The 21280-nt window shown below is 72.2% G+C and carries 20 protein-coding genes; 11 read left to right on the top strand and 9 right to left on the bottom strand.

Going from position 1 to position 21280, the window contains the following annotated elements:
- Positions 1 to 203 precede the first annotated feature (203 nt).
- Complete coding sequence (locus ACGFML_RS13275) at positions 204 to 1337, top strand: hypothetical protein (RefSeq protein WP_393543065.1); 1134 nt, start codon at positions 204 to 206, stop codon at positions 1335 to 1337.
- Entirely contained in the window at positions 1334 to 2536 is a 1203-nt protein-coding gene (locus ACGFML_RS13270) for a phosphotransferase family protein (protein WP_393543063.1), read from the top strand. Before ACGFML_RS13275 ends, ACGFML_RS13270 begins: the two co-directional genes overlap by 4 nt.
- Positions 2537 to 2550: 14 nt before the next feature.
- Here the strand turns inward: ACGFML_RS13270 and ACGFML_RS13265 are convergent, their stop codons facing one another.
- On the bottom strand, positions 2551 to 2973 hold the full coding sequence (locus ACGFML_RS13265; protein ID WP_393543062.1) for a hypothetical protein: 423 nt from the start codon (positions 2971 to 2973) through the stop codon (positions 2551 to 2553).
- Between the two features lie 209 nt (positions 2974 to 3182).
- Between ACGFML_RS13265 and ACGFML_RS13260 the strand changes: the two genes are divergently transcribed.
- The 5 genes from ACGFML_RS13260 to ACGFML_RS13240 all read left to right on the top strand — a co-directional run bounded on the left by ACGFML_RS13260 (position 3183) and on the right by ACGFML_RS13240 (position 8953).
- Complete coding sequence (locus tag ACGFML_RS13260; RefSeq protein WP_026170119.1) at positions 3183 to 3623, top strand: Lrp/AsnC family transcriptional regulator; 441 nt, start codon at positions 3183 to 3185, stop codon at positions 3621 to 3623.
- A gap of 56 nt (positions 3624 to 3679) precedes the next feature.
- Positions 3680 to 5320: an amidohydrolase gene (locus tag ACGFML_RS13255; protein ID WP_393543060.1), complete on the top strand. Its 1641-nt coding sequence runs from the start codon at positions 3680 to 3682 to the stop codon at positions 5318 to 5320.
- Positions 5321 to 5833: 513 nt separating this feature from the next.
- Complete coding sequence (gene lnt, locus ACGFML_RS13250) at positions 5834 to 7507, top strand: apolipoprotein N-acyltransferase (RefSeq protein ID WP_393543058.1); 1674 nt, start codon at positions 5834 to 5836, stop codon at positions 7505 to 7507.
- Complete coding sequence (locus ACGFML_RS13245) at positions 7504 to 8262, top strand: polyprenol monophosphomannose synthase (RefSeq protein WP_393543056.1); 759 nt, start codon at positions 7504 to 7506, stop codon at positions 8260 to 8262. Before lnt ends, ACGFML_RS13245 begins: the two co-directional genes overlap by 4 nt.
- A 34-nt stretch (positions 8263 to 8296) precedes the next feature.
- Positions 8297 to 8953 carry an FxsA family protein gene (locus ACGFML_RS13240; protein ID WP_393543054.1) on the top strand — a complete coding sequence of 219 codons (657 nt, stop codon included), beginning with the start codon at positions 8297 to 8299 and terminating at the stop codon, positions 8951 to 8953.
- A 93-nt stretch (positions 8954 to 9046) separates the two neighbouring features.
- On the opposite strand, the gene ACGFML_RS13235 is transcribed toward ACGFML_RS13240, so the two are convergent.
- From ACGFML_RS13235 to ACGFML_RS13220, 4 genes are all read right to left on the bottom strand, one after another.
- On the bottom strand, positions 9047 to 9424 hold the full coding sequence (locus ACGFML_RS13235) for an RNA polymerase-binding protein RbpA (RefSeq protein ID WP_030080286.1): 378 nt from the start codon (positions 9422 to 9424) through the stop codon (positions 9047 to 9049).
- A 308-nt stretch (positions 9425 to 9732) separates the two neighbouring features.
- Complete coding sequence (locus ACGFML_RS13230) at positions 9733 to 11103, bottom strand: MFS transporter (RefSeq protein ID WP_393543052.1); 1371 nt, start codon at positions 11101 to 11103, stop codon at positions 9733 to 9735.
- A gap of 55 nt (positions 11104 to 11158) precedes the next feature.
- Positions 11159 to 11959 carry a glycerophosphodiester phosphodiesterase gene (locus ACGFML_RS13225; protein ID WP_393543050.1) on the bottom strand — a complete coding sequence of 267 codons (801 nt, stop codon included), beginning with the start codon at positions 11957 to 11959 and terminating at the stop codon, positions 11159 to 11161.
- Positions 11956 to 12633: a YitT family protein gene (locus tag ACGFML_RS13220; protein WP_393543757.1), complete on the bottom strand. Its 678-nt coding sequence runs from the start codon at positions 12631 to 12633 to the stop codon at positions 11956 to 11958. Before ACGFML_RS13220 ends, ACGFML_RS13225 begins: the two co-directional genes overlap by 4 nt.
- 107 nt (positions 12634 to 12740) lie before the next feature.
- Here ACGFML_RS13220 and ACGFML_RS13215 point away from each other — a divergent pair, with 107 nt between their 5' ends.
- The gene (locus ACGFML_RS13215; RefSeq protein WP_393543049.1) at positions 12741 to 14246 is read left to right on the top strand and encodes a PLP-dependent aminotransferase family protein; all 1506 of its coding nucleotides are present in this window, start codon (positions 12741 to 12743) and stop codon (positions 14244 to 14246) included.
- A 24-nt stretch (positions 14247 to 14270) separates the two neighbouring features.
- Here ACGFML_RS13215 and ACGFML_RS13210 read toward each other — a convergent pair whose 3' ends face one another.
- Both ACGFML_RS13210 and ACGFML_RS13205 read right to left on the bottom strand, forming a co-directional pair.
- Positions 14271 to 15938 carry an ATP-binding protein gene (locus tag ACGFML_RS13210; RefSeq protein WP_393543047.1) on the bottom strand — a complete coding sequence of 556 codons (1668 nt, stop codon included), beginning with the start codon at positions 15936 to 15938 and terminating at the stop codon, positions 14271 to 14273.
- A 72-nt stretch (positions 15939 to 16010) separates the two neighbouring features.
- Complete coding sequence (locus ACGFML_RS13205; RefSeq protein ID WP_393543045.1) at positions 16011 to 16205, bottom strand: hypothetical protein; 195 nt, start codon at positions 16203 to 16205, stop codon at positions 16011 to 16013.
- A gap of 213 nt (positions 16206 to 16418) precedes the next feature.
- Between ACGFML_RS13205 and ACGFML_RS13200 the strand changes: the two genes are divergently transcribed.
- Positions 16419 to 16841, top strand: coding sequence for a YchJ family protein (locus ACGFML_RS13200; protein WP_393543043.1), 423 nt, complete (start codon positions 16419 to 16421; stop codon positions 16839 to 16841).
- A 50-nt stretch (positions 16842 to 16891) separates the two neighbouring features.
- Here ACGFML_RS13200 and ACGFML_RS13195 read toward each other — a convergent pair whose 3' ends face one another.
- On the bottom strand, positions 16892 to 17275 hold the full coding sequence (locus ACGFML_RS13195; RefSeq protein ID WP_393543041.1) for an RNA-binding S4 domain-containing protein: 384 nt from the start codon (positions 17273 to 17275) through the stop codon (positions 16892 to 16894).
- A gap of 40 nt (positions 17276 to 17315) precedes the next feature.
- A complete protein-coding gene (locus ACGFML_RS13190) occupies positions 17316 to 18464 on the bottom strand; it encodes a Ku protein (RefSeq protein WP_393543039.1) in 1149 nt (382 codons plus the stop codon).
- Between the two features lie 40 nt (positions 18465 to 18504).
- On the opposite strand from ACGFML_RS13190, the gene ligD reads away from it, so the two are divergent.
- Entirely contained in the window at positions 18505 to 19401 is an 897-nt protein-coding gene (ligD, locus tag ACGFML_RS13185; protein ID WP_393543037.1) for a non-homologous end-joining DNA ligase, read from the top strand.
- 168 nt (positions 19402 to 19569) lie between these two features.
- Positions 19570 to 21129, top strand: a complete 1560-nt coding sequence (gene murJ / locus ACGFML_RS13180; protein ID WP_393543756.1) for a murein biosynthesis integral membrane protein MurJ — start codon at positions 19570 to 19572, stop codon at positions 21127 to 21129.
- The last annotated feature ends 151 nt before the right edge of the window (positions 21130 to 21280 follow it).

Below are 21280 nucleotides of genomic sequence, written 5' to 3'. Positions count from 1 at the left end.
CGGCGCGGTGCCCCGTCGGTCAACCCAACCCGGCCGGGCCGCGCCCCGCCTCCCGTCCGGGCTATGGCAGCGAGGCGATACCTGACGTACCGTCAACTCCTGCCGTCCGGGCAATGCTTCGCGTCGTCCCGCGTCGTCCCGCGTCGTCCCGCGTGGTCCCCGACGGCCCGTGCCGCCCGCGCGCCCAGGAGGAGACCGTGCCCGTGCCCGACCGCCCGATCGCGCTCGACGAATACCCCATCCACCAGGCCCCGTTGTCCATGCGGCAGGTCGCCACCAGCGATCGCAACGCCTACGACCGGTGCATCTTCCACGTCCTGGACCACTCCGGCCGGGCCCTGCTCATCGCCGGTCTCGGCGTCTACCCCAACACCGGGGTCATCGACGCCTATGCCACCCTCCGCCTCGGCGACCGGCTGTACGCCGTACGCGCCTCCGACGCGCTCACCGACGACCGGCTCGCGCTGACCGTCGGGCCGCTCACCATCACCGTCGAGGAGCCGCTCGCCCGGCTGCGGCTGACCTGCGCCGCGGACCCCGACGACCCGGACGGCCTGGCGTACGACCTGACCTGGACCGCGGCCTTTCCCGCCACCTGGGAGCCGCACCACACCCAGTACCGCGGCAACCGGTTGCTGCTGGAGGGACGTCGGTTCGTGCAGGCGGGGACGTGCACCGGGCGCATCCGGGTGGCGGGGGAGGAGCTCGCGGTCACGGCGGGGGAGTGGACCGGCACCCGCGACCGCAGCTGGGGCGTGCGCCCGATCCCCGGCGAGGACGCCGGGCGGGCGGGAGAGGAGCAGCGGCCCGAGGGGTTCCACTGGATCTGGTGCCCGGTGCGCTTCGACGACCGCTTCGTCATGGTCATCGTCCAGGAGGACGCAGACGGCCACCGCACCCTGAACGACGCCCGCCTGGTCCGCGACGGCGTCCCGGACGCCCAACTCGGCTGGCCGTACCCGGACATCACCTACCGCCCCGGCACCCGCCACCCCGAACGCGCCGTCCTCCACCTCACCGGCCCCGACCGCACCCCTCTCGAACTGACCGCGGAGATCCTCACCTCCTCGCCGCTCGCCGTCGGCGCCGGCTATCCGCCCGCCGACGACTGGCAGCACGGCACCTGGCGCGGGCGGGGCTGGACCGACCGGCGCAGCTACGACCTCTCCGACCCCGCCGCGCACCCGCTCGCCGTATACGGCGTCACCGACCACGCCGCCCGCTTCACCCTCGACGGCCGGACCGGCTACGGCATCTTCGAGCACGGCAGCTTCGGCCGCCACGACCCGAGCGGCTTCACCGGGTACGACTCGGTGGCCGAGGAGGCCGGCCGATGACCGCCCCCCGGCCTCGCACCACCACCCGCGACCCCGAGGACCTCACACGCCGCCTCACCGCCTGGCTGGGCACCCGGCTCCCCGGCGCCCGCGCCACCGCGGCAACCGTCCCCGGCTCCAACGGCATGTCCAGCGAGACCCTGCTCTTCGACATCGACCACCCCGGGCCGCCGTCCCCCGAGCTCGCGGCCCCTTCCCCCGGCTCCCGACCCCGCACGACCGGGGTGGGCCCCGACGGGCGGGGAGACATCCCCGCCTCCTGCGCGCTGCGCCTGGCCGCCGACCCGGCCGCGTACACGATCTTCCCGCGCTACGACATGGCCCGGCAGTACCGCACCATGCGCCTGGTCGCCGACCGGACCGACCTGCCCGTGCCCCGCACGCTGTGGCTGGAGGAGGATCCGGCGCACCTGGGCGCGCCCTTCTTCGTCATGGCGCGCGCCGTCGGTCGCGTGCCACCGGACGTCATGCCCTATACCTACGAGGGGAATTGGCTCCACGACGCCACGGACGGTGAACGAGAGCGCCTGGAGGCCGCGAGCGTTTCCGTACTCGCCCGGCTGCACGACCAAGTGCCCTTGTCGGAGGCCCGGTTCCTGTCGTCCGGAGCGGGAAACGGGACGGAACTACGCCGTCACGTCGAGGCGCAACGCGCCTATTACGCCTGGGTGGTTGATGGCCGGCCGCCTTCTCCGGTCATCGAGCGCGGCTTCGCCTGGCTCGCCGAAAACTGGCCCTCCGACCCCGGCGAGACGGTCTTGACCTGGGGTGATGCCCGGATAGGCAATATCGTCTACGGACCGGATTTCGAGCCGTCCGCGATACTCGACTGGGAAATGGCCGCCCTGGGCCCGCGTGAACTCGACCTGGGCTGGATGGTGTACCTCCACCGCTTCTTCCAGGACCTCACGGAAAGCAGCGGGAATCGTGGGCTTCCCGCATTCCTGCGCCGTGACCGCATCGAGGAGCGCTATGAACGGCTTACCGGGCACACCCCCCGGGACATGGAATTCCACACGCTGTATGCGGCTCTGCGGCACGCCGTGGTGATGCTGCGGGTGGCCTATCGGCAGGTGCATTTCGGTGAGGTGCCGGTGCCGGACGACGCTGATGCGCTGATCCTGCACCGGGACACCCTGGAGGCGATGATCGCGGGTCGCTACTGGAGTGGGGGTACCGCCCTGCTCGAAGGGAGCTGAGAGCGTGGGGGAGGTCAGGCCCCGGGGCGCATCTGCGGCACCCGGCTCGACGTGCCGGCGCCCGCGATGTGCGAGAAGGGCTGACGGCGCCAGTCGAGGCTCTCCGGAAGCGTCAACAGGACGGCCACGTCCCGCTCCTGAGCGTCCATCGTGTCGTCGGCGTCCGGTGCCTCGGTCGCCGCCCGGCCGGAGCCCTGGCAGACCGTCAGGCCGAACGGATTCCACGGCGTGGGGCACAGGGCGTGCTCCGGCAGCGTGTCCTCGTCCGCCAGCAGGGCGATCGGCTGCCCGCAGTCCGGGCAGGTCACGCGGTAGATGTCGAAGGTCTCGACGGTGTCGTACCTGCCGTCGTCGCCGGAGAAGCCGAGACTGTCGCCCTCCTGGGCGTCGACGGTCGGCGCAGCGGATTCCTGCTTGAGGCGTCGCATGATGTCCATCCCCCTCGGGTGGGCCCACTCGGACCGCTGACTTCCTGTACGGGCGGTCCCGGCCACCACCAGCATTTCCCTTCATGCCGCGCGCATAATCACCGCCACTCCGCGGACACGGGTTCACGAGTGTGGCATTCCTCACATGAGCCGGCGCGGAGGTGTCCACGATCCGGCGCGCGCTGCGCATCCGGGGCCGGGCACAGTAGGTTGAGCGGGTGGAGGAGTTGGACCGACAAATCGTGGATCTGCTCGTCAAGGACGGGCGGATGAGCTACACCGACCTGGGCAAGGCCACCGGCCTGTCCACCTCGGCGGTGCACCAGCGCGTGCGCCGTCTCGAGCAGCGCGGTGTCATCCGAGGCTATGCCGCCATCGTGGACCCCGAAGCCGTGGGCCTGCCGCTGACGGCCTTCATCTCGGTCAAACCCTTCGACCCCAGCGCCCCGGACGACATCGCCGACCGGCTCGCCGAGGTGCCCGAGCTGGAGGCATGCCACAGCGTCGCGGGCGACGAGAACTACATCCTCAAGGTCCGGGTCGCCACCCCGCTGGAGCTGGAGCACCTGCTCACCCGCATCCGTACGCTGGCCGGCGTCTCCACCCGCACCACGGTCGTGCTCTCCACCCCGTACGAGGCCCGGCCGCCGCGGATCTGACCGGCAATCGCCCCCCGCGCGCTGCCCACCTGCGCGAAGGGGTCAAACTGTCCGGTATGAGCGAGCGCACCCCCACTCCCACCCGGCCCCGTACCGTCCTGCTGCGCGGCGGCGAGGTGCACAGCCCAGCGGATCCTTTCGCCACCGCCATGGTGGTGGAGGGCGACCGCATCGCCTGGGTGGGGGAAGAGGGCGCGGCCGATTCCTTCGCCGACGGCGTCGATGAGGTCGTACGGCTCGACGGCGCACTGGTCACCCCGGCGTTCACGGACGCACATGTGCACACCACGGCGACCGGCCTCGCGCTCACCGGCCTGGACCTCTCCGGCGCCGCCACACTCCCCGACGCGCTCGCCCGGATCCGCGAGTACGCCGCTGCCCGCCCCACCGACCGGATCCTGCTCGGCCACGGCTGGGACGCCAGCGCCTGGCCCGAAGGCCGTCCGCCCTCCCGCGCGGAGCTGGACGCGGCCACCGGCGGCCGGCCCCTCTATCTCACCCGGGTCGACGTGCACTCCGCGGTCGTGACGACGGCACTGCTCGACCTGGTCCCCGCTGTCCGCGAGCTCCCCGGGTTCCATGCCGACGCTCCCCTGACCCGCGACGCCCACCACGCCGTTCGGCAGGCCGCGTACGCCACCGTCACCCCCGCCCAGCGCGCCGACGCCCAGGCCGCGGCGCTCGCCCGCGCGGCCTCCCTCGGTATCGGCAGCATCCATGAGTGCGCCGGGCCCCAGATCTCCGGCGAGGACGACTTCACCGCGCTGCTGGCCCTGGCGGCGGACGGGAACGGGCCGCGGGTGGTCGGCTACTGGGCCGAGCTGATCGCATCCGCAAAGGACGCCGAACGGATCCGGGAGCTCGGCGCCATCGGAGCGGCCGGCGACCTCTTCGCGGACGGCTCCCTCGGCTCGCACACCGCACACCTGCACGCCCCGTACGCGGACGCCGGCCACTGCGGCGCCGGGCACCTCGACACCGCGGCCGTCGCGGCCCATGTCGCCGCCTGTACCGAAGCGGGGCTCCAGGCCGGGTTCCACGCCATCGGCGACGCCGCGCTGAGCACCGTGGTCGACGGCGTTCGCGCCGCCGCCGAGCGCGTCGGCCTGGACCGGATCCGGGCCGCCCGGCACCGCGTCGAACACGCCGAAATGCTCACCGACGCCACCGTCGCCGGCTTCGCCGACCTCGCCCTGACCGCCTCCGTCCAGCCCGCCTTCGACGCGGCCTGGGGCGGCGCGGAAGGCATGTACGCCGCCCGACTGGGCACCGATCGGGCCGCCACCCTCAACCCGTACGCCGCCCTGCTCAAGGCCGGTGTCCCGCTCGCCCTCGGATCCGACAGCCCGGTCACCCCGCTCGACCCCTGGGGCACCCTGCGCGCCGCCGTCTTCCACCGCACCCGCGCCCACGGCATCTCCGCCCGCGCCGCCTTCACCGCCCACACCCGCGGCGGCTGGCGTGCCGTCGGCCGGGACGACGCGGGGGTCCTGGTCCCCGGCGCGCCCGCCGACTACGCGGTCTGGCACACCGGCGAACTCATCGTCCAGGCCCCCGACGAGCGGGTGGAGCGCTGGTCCACCGACCCCCGCTCCGGCACCCCCGGCCTGCCCGATCTGACGCCCGGCAGCGACCTTCCGCAGTGCCTGACCACGGTCGTCGCAGGACGTACCGTCTTCGCGCGGCCGATCGAGTGACATCGGGCGGGCAGGTCTCGCGGAACGGCGCGCATGCAGCCGCTTGCCCCACCTGGGCACGCTCGCCGGTGACCTGGGACGACGCGAAAACGACGCAGGCGGGGCACCTGTTGACAGCAGGCGGTCGGCGGCCGGTAGGTTCGGCCGAGTCCACCACAGGACGTCCGATCGCGAGACCTCCGCGCAGTCGTCGCACGCAGCTGGGCCATGGGACGGGGCGCCACACCGGCGCACCGCCACTGGGAGCCAGGTCCAGCGTCAGCGGCACGACACGACGGAACGTCTCAGCCGGTCGGCAGGTGCGACCCGGGTGGGGCCCGGACGCTCAGTAGACAACGGCTTTCGGTCGACCCGCAGCCAGCGGGTCCCAGGTCGGCCCGAAGGGCACCGGGCCCCTATCCGCACCGCTCGCCGCCTCGGTGCGCTTCCGTCCTGCGCACCTGACCCCCGCGATTGCGCCCTCCCGAGGTACGGTCAGCTCACGACCGCACGACCTGCAGGAAGGCCACGACCGTGTCATCGGGCTCCGACACCCTCGACGAAGCCGTCAGCGGCGCCTCGCCCGACGGCCCGGATCCGGGTGCCGAGACGGATGTGACCGACATGCCCCGCCGGCCCGGCCGCCTCCGCCGCCTCGCCTCGTCGGCTCGCAGAGAAGCGCCGCGCACCGTGCTGGCGGTCGTCTCCGGCGTCGTCCTCGGCCTCGCCTTCCCGCCGTACGACCTGTGGCCGCTGTCCCTGGTGGGCGTGGCCGCGCTGTCCCTGCTGACCCGCGGCCGGACGGTGCGCCAGGGCGCCTGGACCGGCTTCGCCTTCGGGCTGCCGTTCTTCGGGATCCTGCTCAAGTGGCTGCATGTGGTCGGCTGGGACGCGGTGTTCGGGCTCTCCGTCGCCGAGGCGCTGTTCCTGGCGGCCCTGGGCGCGGCGCTGGCCGGCACCTCCCGGCTGCCCGCCTGGCCGCTGTGGGCCGCATGTCTGTGGGTCGCCGAGGAGTGGGCCCGCGACCGGCTGCCGTTCGGCGGCTTTCCCTGGGGGCGGCTGGCGTTCGCCAACACCGGTTCGCCGTTCACCCCGCTCGCCGCGCTCGGCGGCGCCCCGCTGGTGACTTTCGCCGTCGCGCTGGCCGGCACGCTGCTGGCCGTCTGCGCCGCCGCGCTGTGGGGCCTGCGCACCTCCGGCTCGCTGCGCAAGGCGGTCCCCGCACTGGAGGCGTTCGGCCTGGCAGCCGCCGTCACCGTCGCGGGCGCGCTGGTGCCCGTCCCGACGAAGGCGGACGACAGCGCGAACATCGCCGTGGTCCAGGGCAACGTCCAGCAGGCCGGCATGGACTTCCTGGGCCGCCCCATGAAGATCCTCGACAACCACGCCACGGCCACCGAGAAGCTCGCCGCCGACATCAAGGCGGGCCGGGCCAAGAAGCCCGACCTGGTCATCTGGCCGGAGAACTCCTCCGACCTCGACCCCTTCCAGTACCCGCAGGCGTACGACCGGATCGACGAGGCGGTGAAGGCCATCGGCGTTCCCGTCCTGGTCGGTGCCCTGGTCGACCACCCCTCCAAGAAGGGCTATGTCTTCAACGAGGGCATCGTCTGGGACCCGAAGAAGGGGCCGGGCGCCTCGTACACCAAGCAGCACCCGGTGCCGTTCGGCGAGTACGTGCCCTTCCGGGAGCAGCTCAGCAAGATCATCACGCGCTTCCAGAGGGTGCCCCGGGACTTCTACCCCGGCAACCACACCGGTGTGCTGAACCTCGGCCCCGCCAAGCTGGGCGACGTGATCTGCTTCGAGGTCGCGTACGACGAGATCGTGCACGACACCGTCGGTGCCGGCGCCCGTGCCCTGGTCATCCAGACCAACAACGCCACCTACGGCCGCACCGGCCAGCCCGAGCAGCAGCTGGCGATGTCCAAGCTGCGCGCCGTCGAGCACGGCCGGGCCGTGGTCACCGCCGCCACCAGCGGCATCAGCGCCGTGGTCGCCCCGGACGGCAAGGTCACCCACCAGATCCCCGAATTCACCCAGGGCGTCGTCTCCGCACGGATCCCGCTGCGCGACGAAACGACGCTCGCCGACCGCGTCGGTGCGGCACCCGAGTGGGCGCTCGCTATCGTGGGTCTTCTGTCCTGTGCCGCCGCGATTGTCGCCGGCCGGCGCGGGCGTTCGAAGACCGAGAAGGGGAAGCAGTGACAGACGGCGGTCAGCGGCGATACGGTCCGCTCGGCACCACGTTGGTGATCATCCCGACGTACAACGAGGCGGAGAACATCAAGCCGATCGTCTCGCGGGTGCGGTCCGCCGTCCCCGAGGCGCATGTGTTGATCGCGGACGACAACAGTCCCGACGGCACCGGCAAGTTCGCCGATGAGCTCGCCGCGGACGACGAGCACGTCCACGTGCTGCACCGCCAGGGCAAGGAAGGGCTCGGCGCCGCCTACCTCGCGGGCTTCCAGTGGGGCATGGACAACGGCTACGGCGTGCTGGTCGAGATGGACGCCGACGGCTCCCACCGGCCGGAAGAGCTGCCGCGGCTGCTCACCGCCCTCAAGGGCGCCGATCTGGTGCTCGGCTCGCGCTGGGTGCCCGGCGGGCGGGTGGTGAACTGGCCCAAGAGCCGCGAGTTCCTCTCCCGCGGTGCCAGCGCCTACTCCCGCGCCCTCCTGGACGTGCCGATCCGCGATGTGACCGGCGGCTTCCGGGCCTTCCGGGTCGAGACGCTCAACGGTCTCGGGCTGGAGGAGGTGGCCTCGGCCGGCTACTGCTTCCAGGTCGACCTCGCCCGCCGCGCGGTGCGGGCCGGCTTCCACGTCGTCGAGGTCCCGATCACCTTCGTCGACCGGGAGCTGGGGGACAGCAAGATGAGCCGCGACATCATGGTCGAGGCGCTGTGGCGGATCACGGCCTGGGGCGTCGACACCCGGGTGAACAAGATCCGCGGCCGCTGACCGCCCGGAGATCGGGGCCAGGCACACTTGTGGCATGACCTTCGGAGCCATGCCACCGCCGAGTCCCCGCCCGCCCCAGCGTTCACGCGCCCGCCGGTTCGTCCCGCTGGGCGTCGCCGCCTGGGTGGTGCTGGAGGTCTGGCTGCTGATCGTCATCGCCAGGGCGACGAGCGGTTTCACGGTCTTCCTGCTGCTGGTCGCCGGCGTGCTGCTCGGCGGCCTGGTGATCAAGCGGGCGGGCCGCCGTGCCTGGCGCAACCTCACCGAGACCCTGCAGACGGCCGGCCCCGGAGCGTCCGAGGAGTCCGCCACCCCGGAGGGCGGCGCCTCGGGGGCGGGCGGCACTTCCGACCAGGGCGGCGCCTCGGCCAAGGGCGGCACTTCCGACCGGAGCGGCGCGTCGTCCCAGGGGAACGCCCTCGTGATGCTCGGCGGTCTGCTGCTGATGGTGCCGGGGCCGGTGTCCGACGCGGCCGGGCTGCTGTGCCTCTTCCCGCCGACCGGGAAGCTGATCCGGCGCCGCACGCAGAAGCTGCTGAACAGGAAGGCGGCCTACCCTCCGGGGTCGTTCGGTGAGGCGTTCCAGCAGGCCCGTATGCACCGCCCCGACGGCCGCGTCGTCCAGGGCGAGGTCATCAGGGACGAGGAGCCCCCGACCCCGCGCCGCCAGGACCCGCCGCTGACCGGCTGACGGCGAGCGCCCACGAGCAAGGGCCGGGGCCACCGCGCAATGCGGTGGCCCCGGCCCTCGTGCTGCGTACTTCTCAGGCGCAGAGTCCGGTTGTCAGGCGGACTTGCGGTTGCTGTCGCGCGGATGCACGGCAATGTTCATGGTGCCGGAGCGCAGGACTGCCAGCCGCTCGGCCAGCACCTCCTCGAGCTCCTCGCGGGTGCGCCGCTCCATGAGCATGTCCCAGTGCGTACGCGCCGGCTTGCCCTTCTTCTCCTCGGGGCCGTCGCCATCCACCAGGAGGGAGGGTGCACCGCATACCTTGCACTCCCACTCCGGCGGAATCTCGGCCTCAACCGAGAACGGCATCTCAAATCGATGGCCGTTCTCGCATGCGTACTCCACCGCCTGGCGCGGGGCCAGGTCGATGCCGCGGTCGGTCTCGTAGCTGGTCACCACGAGTCGCGTGCCGCGGAGAGCTCGCTCACTCATGAATCGTGCCTCCCGGGCTTGTCGCCCACAGGACAGGTGTCGCTGTCGTCGTCATCCGGTCAACGTCCGGTCGGCGGTGAAGATTCCCGTAATCCGGGACATGCGCCCACCCGTCGCCCACCACCGCCCTTGACGGAGGCGCTGCGCGCCGCTTGGTTCCTCTTCGTGCCGCCCCTTGTTGTACCCACCAGCGCCCGGTTTGTCACATCTGGCAGCAGATGTCACCCAACGCTTTACATAGTTGAGCGCGCAGTAACGGTCCGCCTGGTGAGCCAAAGGCGTACACTACCGGCCCGCGCCCCCCGAACCTAAATCAGGTCCGGGACGGGATTGCCCGCCGCCGCGATCGCCCGCCGCACCGGCACCCTGGCCAGCAGTACAAAACCGACCGCGAAGAACGCCGCCAGGGACACGATGGCGTCCCGGTAGCTTCCGGTCAGCTGGTAGGCCACCCCGAACACCAGCGGTCCCAGCCAGCTCACGCCCCGGTCGCTCATCTCGTACGCGGAGAAATATTCGGCCTCCTTGCCGCGCGGCACCAGATGCGAGAACAGCGACCGGGAGAGCGCCTGGCTCCCGCCCAGGACCAGGCCGATCGCCGACGCCAGCGCGAAGAACCACACGGGCGCCCTTGCCGGCAGGAAGTACCCGGCCGCGAGCGTCAGGGTCCAGGCCACCAGCGAGCCCAGGATCGTGCGGTGGGCGCCGTACCGCCGCGCCAGCCGCCCCATCGCCAGCGCGCCGGCCGCGGCCAGCACCTGCACCAGCAGGACCGCGACGATCAGCGTCGTCTGGTCCAGCCGGAGTTCCTCCGAGCCGTAGATCGACGCCTGGCTGATCACCGTCTGCACCCCGTCGTTGTAGACGAGGTAGGCGAGCAGGAAGGCGAGTGTGAGCGGGTGGCGGCGCATGTCGCGCAGCGTTCCGCGGAGCTGGCGCCAACCCTGGCCGAGCGCTGCGCCGCGCGGCCGGTCCGCCGCGGCGGCGCGCGCCGCCCGCCGGTCGCGCAGCCGCCGCAGGGGTATCAGCGAGAAGGCGCCCCACCACAGGCCCGCCGACGCCAGACAGATGCGGACGGCGGTCCCCTCGGAGACGCCGAAGGAGGCGTGCCCGGCGTACAGCGCCAGGTTGGCGATCAGTACCAGCGCGCCCGCCGCGTAGCCGAACGCCCAGCCCCGGGAGGAGACCGCGTCGCGCTCCTCGGGCTCGGCTATCTGCGGCAGGAAGGAGTTGTAGAGCATCATCGACACCACGAAGCAGACGTTCGCGACGATCAGCAGCGCCCCGCCGAGCAGATAGCGCTCGCCGCCGAGGAAGTACATCCCCCCGGTCGCCGCGGCCCCGGTGTACGCGCAGACGCCCAGCATCGGCTTCTTGCGGCCGGTCCGGTCCACCAGGGCACCGGCCACCGGCATCGCCAGCACCGACAGCAGCAGCGACGCCGACACCGAGTACGCGAAGAAGGACCCCGCCCGCACCGGTATGCCCAGCGGGTGCACGAAACCGTCGGCGTCCCCGGCGGCCTTGGCCACCGATGTCAGATAGGGCCCGAGGAAGACGGTCAGCACGCTCGTCGAGTAGACGCTGTTGGCCCAGTCGTACCAGTACCAGCCGCGCTGTTCCCGGCGTCTGGCCGCCGCATCCCCTTCGACGTCCCCGATCACGGCCTGCGCGCTCACCGCGCCCACCCCCGTCTTCCTGTCCCCGTCGCCGTCGCGAACCGGCACCGGGCGGTCAGACCCAGGAGCCCTGCTCGGTCAGCACCCCGCGCAATGTGTCGATCTGATCGGTCATGATGCCATCCACGCCGAGGTCCAGCAGCGCCCTCATCCGATCCGCATCGTTGACCGTCCACACATGGACCTGCATGCCCAGTGCACGCGCGGCGCGCAGGAACAGGCGGTCGGCGACGGGGATGCCGGACTGTCGTTCGGGAACCTGGACGCACACCGCGTTGCGCCGCACCGCCGCGCCCAGCAGCCGGTCCAGCGGCACCGCGCCGCGCCCGTAGGAGCGCATCCGCAGACCGGCCACCCCACGGATGCCGAGGGAGGTCGCCAGCCGCGCCCCCGCCAGCCGCTGCGCCCGGGCCACCCGAGCCTCCGAGAACGATCCCACGCACACCCGGTCCCAGGCGCCGGTGCGCTCCAGCAGGTCCAGCAGCGGGGCGAGTGCGGCATCCGCCTTGATGTCGATGTTCCACCGTGCCTCGGGGAACTCCTCCAGCAGCTCGGCGAAGAGCGGCAGCGGCTCCCGTCCGCCGACCCGGGCCCCGCGCACCGCCCGCCAGGGGAGCCGTTCGATCCTTCCGCGGGTGTCGGTGACGCGGTCGAGGGTCGCGTCGTGGAACGCGACGAGTTCCCCGTCCGAGGTGGCGTGGACGTCGGTCTCCAGATAGCGGTAGCCGAGATCCACCGCGCGCCGGAAGGCGACGGCGGTGTTCTCCAGCCCGTCGGCGGCGCCGCCCCGGTGGGCGAAGGCGAGCGGGGTGGGGTGGTCGAGATAGGCGTGGCGGATGCGTATCGCTGAGGTCACTTCTGCAGTATTGCGCGCTCGGTTGACGCCCCTCCGCGGGCCACCACCTGCGACGGCGGCTCGGACAGGCCCTTGATCGCGAAGCGCCGGAGGAAGAACTGCGCCAGCGGCCCGATGGCCAGCGCGTACACGACCGTGCCGGCTCCGAGGGAGCCGCCGAGCGCGAAGCCCACCGCCAGTACGGTCACCTCGATGCAGGTCCGCACCAGCCGCACCGGACGGCCGGTCCGCAGGTGGAGGCCGGTCATCAGGCCGTCGCGCGGGCCGGGGCCGAAGCGGGCGGAGATGTACAGGCCGGTCGCGGAGCCGTTGAGGATCACGGCGAAGGCCAGCAGTGGAATCCGGGCGCCGAGCGCGTGCAGCTCGGGCACCAGCGCCAGCGTCGCGTCCATGACCACCCCGAGAATCACCACATTCGACACCGTCCCCAGCCCAGGACGCTGGCGCAGCGGGATCCACAGCAGCAGGATCAGCGCACCGGAGACGATGGTGACGGTGCCGATCGTCAGCCCCGTATGGCGCGAGATGCCCTGGTTGAGGACGCTCCACGGCTCCAGTCCGAGGTCGGCCCGCAGCATCAGGCCCATGCTCACGCCGTACAGCACGAGTCCCGTGTAGAGCTGGCCGAGCCGGCGCGGCAGCAGCGCCCTCGGAATGGCGGTTTCCCGGGTGATGGACACGACTCTTTCCCCTCCTGGCAGAATTGGACTGACGCATGACACCATGTGGCCGGTACGAACTCGGGAAGTAGAGCCAATTCGGCGAAGGTGGACTGATTTCCATGGCTCAGTGGACTTCGGCGGTGGGTGCACCCCAACTCGCCCGGCTGCTCCGGTCGCAGGACCCGCGGGACGCCGAACTCACGGCCGCCGGGCGCCGGTTGCCCGCCTACCGCAGCCTCGCCGACGGCGTCCGTCTCCTCGTCCTGGAGGGACGGGTGCCCGTCGCCGCCCGGCTTCCCGCCGAGCGGGAGCTGGCCGCGGCCTTCGGGGTCAGCCGCACCACCGTTGCCGCCGCCTACGAGGCGCTGCGCGCCGAAGGCTTCCTGGAGTCCCGCCGGGGCTCGGGCAGTTGGACCGCGGTCCCGGCGGGGAATCCGCTGCCCACCCGGGCCCTGGAACCGCTGCCGCCGGAGGCCGCCGGCTCGATCATCGACCTCGGCTGCGCCGCCCTCCCGGCCCCGGAACCCTGGCTGACCCGCGCCGTGCAGGGCGCCATGGCCGACCTGCCGCTCTACGCCCACACCCACGGCGACTACCCGGCCGGACTCCCCGTCCTGCGCCAGGCCCTCGCCGACCGCTACACCGCGCGCGGCATCCCCACCATGCCCGAGCAGATCATGGTGACCACGGGCGCGATGGGCGCGGTCGCCGCGATCTGTCGGCTGTGTACGAGCCCCGGCGAACGGGTGGCCGTCGACTCCCCGTCGTACGCCAACATCCTGCAGCTGATGCGGGACGCCGGCGCCCGGCTCGTCCCCGTCGCCCTGGGGGAGCGGCTGGCCGGCTGGGACGTCCCCCTGTGGCGACAGGTGATGCGCGACGCGGCGCCCCGGATGGCCTATGTCGTCGCCGATTTCCACAACCCCACGGGCACCCTGGCCACCGACGACCAGCGCCGCCGCCTCGTCGACGCCGCGCGGTCGGCCGGCACGCTGCTCGTCGTCGACGAAACCATGGCCGAACTGCACCTGGACGAGGATCCCGACCCCCCGCGTCCCGTCTGTGCCTTCGACCCCGGGGGCAGCGCCGTGATCACCGTCGGCTCGGCCAGCAAGGCGTTCTGGGCCGGGATGCGGATCGGCTGGGTGCGCGCCGCCCCGGACATCATCCGCACCCTGATCGCCGCCCGCGCCTACTCCGACCTGGGCTCACCGGTGCTCGAACAGCTCGCCATCGCCTCGCTGCTGCGGGGCGAGGGCTGGGAGGCCGCCGTCGAGGTCCGCCGCGAGCAGGCCCGCGAGAACCGCGCGGCGATCGTCGCCGCGCTCGGCCGGCACCTGCCGGACTGGGAGTTCAGCGTGCCGCGCGGCGGCCTCACCCTCTGGGCCCGGACGGGCGGCCTGTCCGGATCCCGCATCGCCGAGGCGGGGGAGCGGCTCGGGGTGCGTGTACCGTCCGGCCCGCGGTTCGGCGTCGACGGCGCCTTCGAAGGCTTTGTGCGGCTCCCGTTCACGGTCAACGGCGCGGTCGCCGAGGAGGCCGCCGTACGGCTGGCGGGCGCCGCGCGCCTGGTGGCCTCCGGCGCCCCCGTCGAGACCGAAGCGCGCCATCTGTTCGTCGCCTGACGGGCCGTCGGTTCCGCGGGGGCCTCAGCCCTCGAAGTGTGCGGCCTCCGATCCGTTGACCGCGAGCGTGCCGCCGCCGTTGACGGTCGCGATCTGCGTGCTCGTGCTCAACGGGGTGGCCTCGTCCGCCGCGGGTGCGGGCGCGGGTGTGAGGGCGGGCTTGGCGAAGGACGTCGACATGGTCATCGGAGGCGTCCGCTCCGGCAGCAGCGCCAGCACGGCCTGCCGGTGGGCCTCGCTGGTCGCCTCGTCGAACGGGTCGGGGGTGGCCGGCACCTGGAGCCGCAGTACCGGGCCGCTCCCGAGGCGTGCATACCCGCGGCCGGGCGGTACGTCGTCCGTCGGCGTGGTGGACGGCGGCGCCCCGAGCACGGAGCGCACCGCCTCCGCCGACGCCGGCCCCAGGACGACCCGCGCCCGGGTGTGGGCCCGCACGGTGTCGCTCAGCAGGTCCACGCTCTCGAGCTGATCGGCCACGACGACGGTGACGTTGGCCGCCCCGCCGTGCCGCAGCGGCACCTGCAACAGCCGCTGCGGATCCTCCCGGCCCTCGGCGGCCGCGAGATGGGCGAGCGTGGTCGGGCGGTCCGCGATGATCCACAGCGGCCGCCGGGTGTCCTCCGGCGGGGACATGCCGGCCTGCCGCGCCCGGTTCGCCGAGATCAGCCGCCGCTCGGTCTCGTGCGCGGCCCACTCCAGTGTCGCCCGCGCCCCCGCGAGGCCGCTCTCCACCCCCAGCACCCCGCAGCGTCCGGCCAGGCACGCGAACTCCCCGGTGCCGCTGCCGTCGATGACCAGCACATCGCCGTCGGCCAGCGCCTGCAGCGCGATGGACCGCAGCAGCGTCGTGCCGCCCGTCCCCGGCCGGCCCAGGGCGAGCAGATGCGGCTCGGTGGACCGCAGTCCGGTACGCCAGACCACCGGTGGCACATCCTGCGACTCGTCGTCCTGGACGACCGGCAGGGTCCGCTGGACCGCGTCCGGGTCGGTGAACCCGAGGACCGTCTCGCCCGGCGAGACGATGAACTCCTGCGCCGCGATGTCCGTGGGCAGCGCACTCAGGACGCTGAGCACCAGCTGATTGGCCGCCTCGTCCCAGGCGAAGTGGTACTCGCGGCCACGGCCGGACTTGGCGTGCAGCACCTGCTCGACGCGGGACCGGGACAGGTCCTCGCCATCGGTGAAGTACGCCGGGTACTTCAGCTGCAGGTGCTCCAGCCGTCCGTCGTCGTCGAAGCCGTACTCGGTGAAGGACTGGTCCCACTCACCGCCGTGGGCGTAGAGGGGGCTGGGGTCGCCGTCGGCGGAGAAGTACGGCACGAGCGCGTCGTACAGCGCCTGCAGCCGCTCCGCCTCGGCCTCACTGGGGCCGGTCTCCGCCGGCGTGTGGTCCCGGCCCGCCCAGGCCGCCGCCGCCATCACCGCGATGGCTGCGAGCAGCGGCCCGTATGGCACCAGCGCCACGGCCACCAGGCACGCGGCAACGGAGAAGAACAGTGGACTCCGGCGATCCTTGGGGGTCGCATCCCAGCGCTGTCTGCCGTTCGCTGCCAGCCGGCGCAGTCCACGGCTGATGGTGATCAGCGGATGGAACACATCGGAGGCGCTGTCGGCGGCAGTGCGCGCGATGTCTCTGCTGCGCGCGAGGGAAGCGCTGTCGGTCAGGATGCGGGGCAGGGGGCGCCGGGCCACATCTGTCTCCTGTTGCTCGTGCTGCGGTCGTGACGGCTCGACGTGTGGGGCGAGCCGGGGCGGTGGAGCGGGCTAGATCTTCAGCCCGCTCAGGAGGCCCGCGAGGCTGGCGCCGCCGGCCTTGATGCTGGGCGCGATGGCGGAGCCCGCGAGGTAGAACCCGAAGAGCGCACAGACCAGCGCGTGGGACCACTTGAGGCCGTCCTTGCGGAAGAACAGGAAGACGATGACGCCGAGCAGGATGACGCCGGAAATGGACAGAATCATGGGGGTTCTCTCCTGGGTGGTGGGGACGATCACCATGAGTTCTTCCAGCCTCACAGCAAGTATCAAGCCATCAAAAGCTGCGAATGGGTGATTTATCGTTGAAACCCCCCAAACGGGCCCCGCCCACAGGGCGCGTCGCCTCGAACTGTGCTTCGCGTGTCGTGCCCGGATCCCGCCACCGGGAGCTCCCGCGCCCTCCGGCACAATCGGGGGGTGTCGAAGAAGAAAACGCCCCGCCGGCCCGCCGTGACCCCCGCCTCGCCCTGCCCCTGCGGACGCGACGAGACCTACCGCGACTGCTGCGGCGCCTGCCACGACGGGCGCGCCGCCGCCCCCAGCGCGGAGCGGCTGATGCGCTCGCGCTACAGCGCCTTCGTCGTCGGGGACGACGGATACCTGCTGCGGACCTGGCACCCGACGACCCGGCCCGCCGGCCTGGAATTGGACTCGGGCCAGCGGTGGACCGGCCTGGAGATCCTCGGCGCCACCGGCGGCAGCGCCTTCCACACCGAGGGCACGGTGGAGTTCCGCGCCCACTACACGCTGCAGGGCAGGGCCGGGAGCCAGTACGAGAACAGCCGGTTCGTCCGCGAGGACGGCCGGTGGCTCTACGTGGACGCCCTGCTGCCGGCGTAGACCGGACCGGCGGCCTCGCCCGCCCCGGCCACCGGCCGCGTATCCCAGGGCTACCGGCCGCGCAACATCAGCTGCTCGATCTCACGGCGGTCGCGCTTGGTGGGGCGGCCGGCGCCACGGTCACGGTGCGCGGCGACGGGCGTCTCCTCGCGCGGCGGGGGCGGCGGGCTGTTGTCGACGAAGCACTCGGCGGCGACGGACGCGCCCACCCGCTTGCGGATCACCTTGGCAACGACCACGATGCGCTCCCGGCCGCCGTGACGCAGCCGCACCTCGTCGCCGCCGCGCACCGCATGAGCGGCCTTCACCCGGTCGCCGTTGACGCGTACGTGCCCCGCGCGGCAGGCCGTGGTGGCCGCCGACCGCGTCTTGATGAGCCGTACCGACCAGAGCCAGCTGTCGATGCGGGTGGTCGTCCCCTCGTCTGAAGCCATGACACGACTCTAGGCCGGGCGGGAGCCCAGGTGCCCCGGATCACGCCGATGCCTTCTTGCCCGTCTTTTTCGCCGGGGCCTTCTTGGCGGTGGCCCGAGCCGCCCCGGTGGTGCCCTTCGCGGAGCTCGCGGCGGACTTGCCGGTGCGCTTCCCGGCCGTCGCCGGCTTCTTCTCGGGGGCCATCTTCTCGGTGGCCTTCTTCGCCGCCGTTCTCCTCGCCCCCGTCTTCTCGGCCGCGGCCTTCTTGGCCGTGGTCTTCGCTGCCGCCGTCTTCTTCGGGGCGCTCTTCTCGGCCGCGGCCTCCGCCGTGCCGCTCTTCTTCGCCGTCGTCTTCTTCGCCGCCGTCCGCTTCGCCGTCCGTCGCCCCCGGATCGGCGTGACGGACGCCTCGCGATCCGCTTCTGCTCCGCCGGTGCCCCGGGCCGCCGCGACGCTCTTCTCCAGCGCGGCCGTCAGATCGATGACCTGGCCGCCGGAGCCCGTGGTGGCCGCGGTGGCCAGTGTCCTGCCGGACAGCTTCTGGGCGGCGAGCTGTTCGACGGCCTCGCGGTACTCGTCGTGGAGCTCGGCGGGGTCCAGCTCGCCCAGGGAGTCCATCAGCGTCTCGGCGAGCGTGAGCTCATTCTCGCGGATCCTGACGTCGGCGCCGGGGCCCGCCCCGGCCGCCGGGCGCAGCTGGTCGGGCCACAGCAGCGAATGCATCACGAGCGCCCCGTCGTGTGCGCGCAGCATGGCCAGCGACTCCCGGCCGCGGATCGCCACCTTGCCGATCGCGGCCTTCCGCCGGTGCTCCAGGGCCTCCCGCAGCACCGTGTACGGCTTGACGGCGGAGGAGCCGTTCGGCCCCAGGTAGTAGGCCTTGTCCATCTGGAGGGGGTCGATCTCGGCGGGGTCGACGAACGCCAGGATCGCCAGCGTCTTGGCGGTCGGCATCGGCAGCCGGGCGAGGTCCTCGTCGGTGATCTGCACGATGGTGTCGTCACCGGGCGCCTGATAGCCCTTGCCGACCTCTTCGTTCGGCACCTCTTCCCCGTCCAGCTCGCAGATCTTGCGGTACCGGATCTGTGCACCGTCCGCCTCGTGAATGCGTACGAAGGAGACCGAGGAGGTCCGCTCGGTCGCGCTGTACATCTTCACGGGGATGGTGACCAGGCCAAAGGTGATGGAGCCATTCCAGATGGAACGCATACGTCATCCCTTGTGTGGGGATCTGTGGGATTCTCATCGTATGTCGCCGATCACCGATGTGGAGGGGCGGCGCCTCTCGCTGACCAACCTCGACAAGGTCATCCATCCCGAGACCGGCACGACCAAGGGCGAGCTGGTCCACTACTGCACCGTCACCGCCGGCCCGCTCCTCGCGCACCTCCGCGACCGTCCGCTCTCCTTTCTGCGCTACCCCGACGGACCCGGCGGCCAGCGCTTCTTCACCAAGAACGTCCCGCCCGGCACTCCCTCATGGGTGCAGACCTGCGAGGTGCCCCATACGACCTCCGGCCCCACCCGCCAGGTCCTGCTGCAGGACCTCGCCGCGCTGGTCTGGGCCGCGAACCTGGTCGTCGAGCTGCACGCACCGCAGTGGACCTGCCGGACACCGGGCACCGCCGACCGCCTCGTGTTCGACCTCGACCCCGGGGAACCGGCCACCGTCGTCGAGTGCTGCACCGCGGCCCGGTGGCTGCGCGACCGGCTCGCGGCCGACGGGCTCGACGCCCACGCGAAGACCAGCGGCTCCAAGGGCCTGCACCTCATCGTGCCCATCGAGCCGGCCCCCTCGGAGCGGGCCACCGCCTACGCCAGGAGCCTCGCCATCGAGGCGCAGACGGCCCTGCCGGATCTCGTCCTGCACAAAATGACCAAGGCACTGCGCCCCGGCAAGGTCTTCATCGACTTCTCGCAGAACGCCGCGGCCAAGACCACCGCGGTCGCCTACACCCTGCGTGCCCGCTCCCTCCCCACCGTCTCCGCCCCCGTCACCTGGGACGAGATCGCCGCCTGCACCGAACCGGCCCAACTCACCTTCCGCTTCGGCGACATCGCGCCCCGCCTCGCCCGCGACGGCGATCTGCTCGCCCCGCTCCTCGACCCGGACCGCGCCCGACCGCTCCCGCCGGGGGCCGGCTGACCGCGCGTGGCGCAGCACCATAGATTGATCGCCATGATCGAGGGGACCACACACCACACCACATCGCACGGCACCGGCACGCCCGCCGAACAGCGGGCGGACGTCGCGCCCGCGGACGGCGGCAAGCGCGGCGGCAAGGGCGGCAGCCTGGCGCGATCGTCGTTGCTGATGGCCGCGGGGACGGTGATCTCACGGGCGACCGGGCTCATCCGGACGGTGTTGCAGGCCGGGGCCGTGGGCACCGGCCTGCTCGCGAGTTCGTACGGCATCGCCAACGCCGTACCGATGAGCATCTACACGCTGTTGATCGGCGGCGCCCTGAACTCGGTGCTGGTCCCGCAGCTCGTCCGGGCACGCGCCGAGGACGCGGACGGCGGGCGCGCCTTCGAGCAGCGGCTGGTCACCCTCGTCCTGAGCGTCCTCGCGGCCGGTACGGCGCTCGCGGTGTGGGCCGCCCCGGCCATCGTCGCCGTGTACACCCCGGACACCCCCGCGTCGCATGCGTCCTTCGAGCTCACGGTCGTCTTCGCCCGCTTCCTCCTCCCGCAGGTCTTCTTCTACGGGCTCTTCTTCATCCTGGGGCAAGTCCTCAACGCCAGAAGCAAGTTCGGCGCGATGATGTGGACACCTGTGCTCAACAACGTCGTGCTGATCACGATGTTCGCCCTCTACATCGGCCTGCTGGCGGGGCCCGATCGGATCCAGGACATCACGCCGGCCCAGATCGACCTCCTGGGCCTGGCCACCACCGGCGGCATCGCCCTCCAGGGCCTGGCCCTGATCCCCTTCGTCCGCGCCGCCGGATTCCGCTTCCGGCCGCGGTTCGACTGGCTCGGCCACGGACTGCGCAAAAGTGTCGTGGCCGCCCGCTGGACCCTGCTGTTCGTGTTCGCGAACCTCGTCGCGATGGTCGTCGTCACGCACTTCGCCACCGCCGCGGACCAGCAACTGCCCACCGCCGGCGTCGGATACGCCGCCTATTCCAACGCCCAGAACATCTGGAACCTGCCGCAGTCCATCGTCACCGTCTCGCTGGTGACGGCGCTGCTGCCGCGGATGAGCCGCGCCGCCACCGAGCACCGCCTGGACGATCTGCGCGACGACCTGTCGCGCGGGCTGCGGGTCAGCGGCGCCCTCATCGTTCCCGCCGCCTTCTTCTTCCTCGCCTTCGGCCCGCAGATCGCCCAGCTCTTCATCGCCCACGGCGCGGTCGACCCCGCCTCGGCCGTCCCCACCGGCCATATGCTCCAGGCCTTCGGCCTGGGCCTGATCCCGTTCTCCGCCCAGTACCTGCTGCTGCGCGGCTTCTACGCCTTCGAGGACACCCGTACGCCGTTCTGGATGGCCGTCTGCATCAGCGTCGTCAACATCGGCCTGGCCGCCGCCTGTCACTACCTCCTGCCGGCCCGCTGGGCGGTGACCTGGATGGCCGCCGCCTACACCGTCGCCTACGCCGTCGGGATGCTCACCACCGCGCTGCTGCTCCGCCGACGGCTCGCCGGACGTCTCGACGGGCGCCGACTGTGCCGTACCTACGGCAAGTTGACCCTCGCCGCGGTGGTCGCCGGAGGGGTCGGTTGGCTGGTGGCGCGCGCCTGTTCCGCCTCGGCGGACCGGCTCCCGGTCCTGGCCCTGGCCGTGGGCGGGGGCACCATGGCCCTGTTGTTCCTCGGGCTCGCCCGGCTGCTGCGGATCGGGGAGTTGCGGAACCTGCGCGGTCTGCGGTGAGCGATGACGGGAGCGGCGGTCATTCCTGACGACGAAACAGCAATTCACCGGCTTGCCGCCTTTACCGCACCATAGACGCAGTTGACCGTTCGCCACCGGGTAATCACACAACTCTCGCCCTGTGTTCACACCGATGTGAATACCGTGATGG

The sequence above is a fragment of the Streptomyces sp. NPDC048650 genome (genome assembly GCF_043199095.1).
In the GTDB taxonomy this organism is placed as follows: Bacteria; Actinomycetota; Actinomycetes; order Streptomycetales; family Streptomycetaceae; genus Streptomyces.
This window is presented reverse-complemented; position numbering and strand designations above follow the sequence as displayed.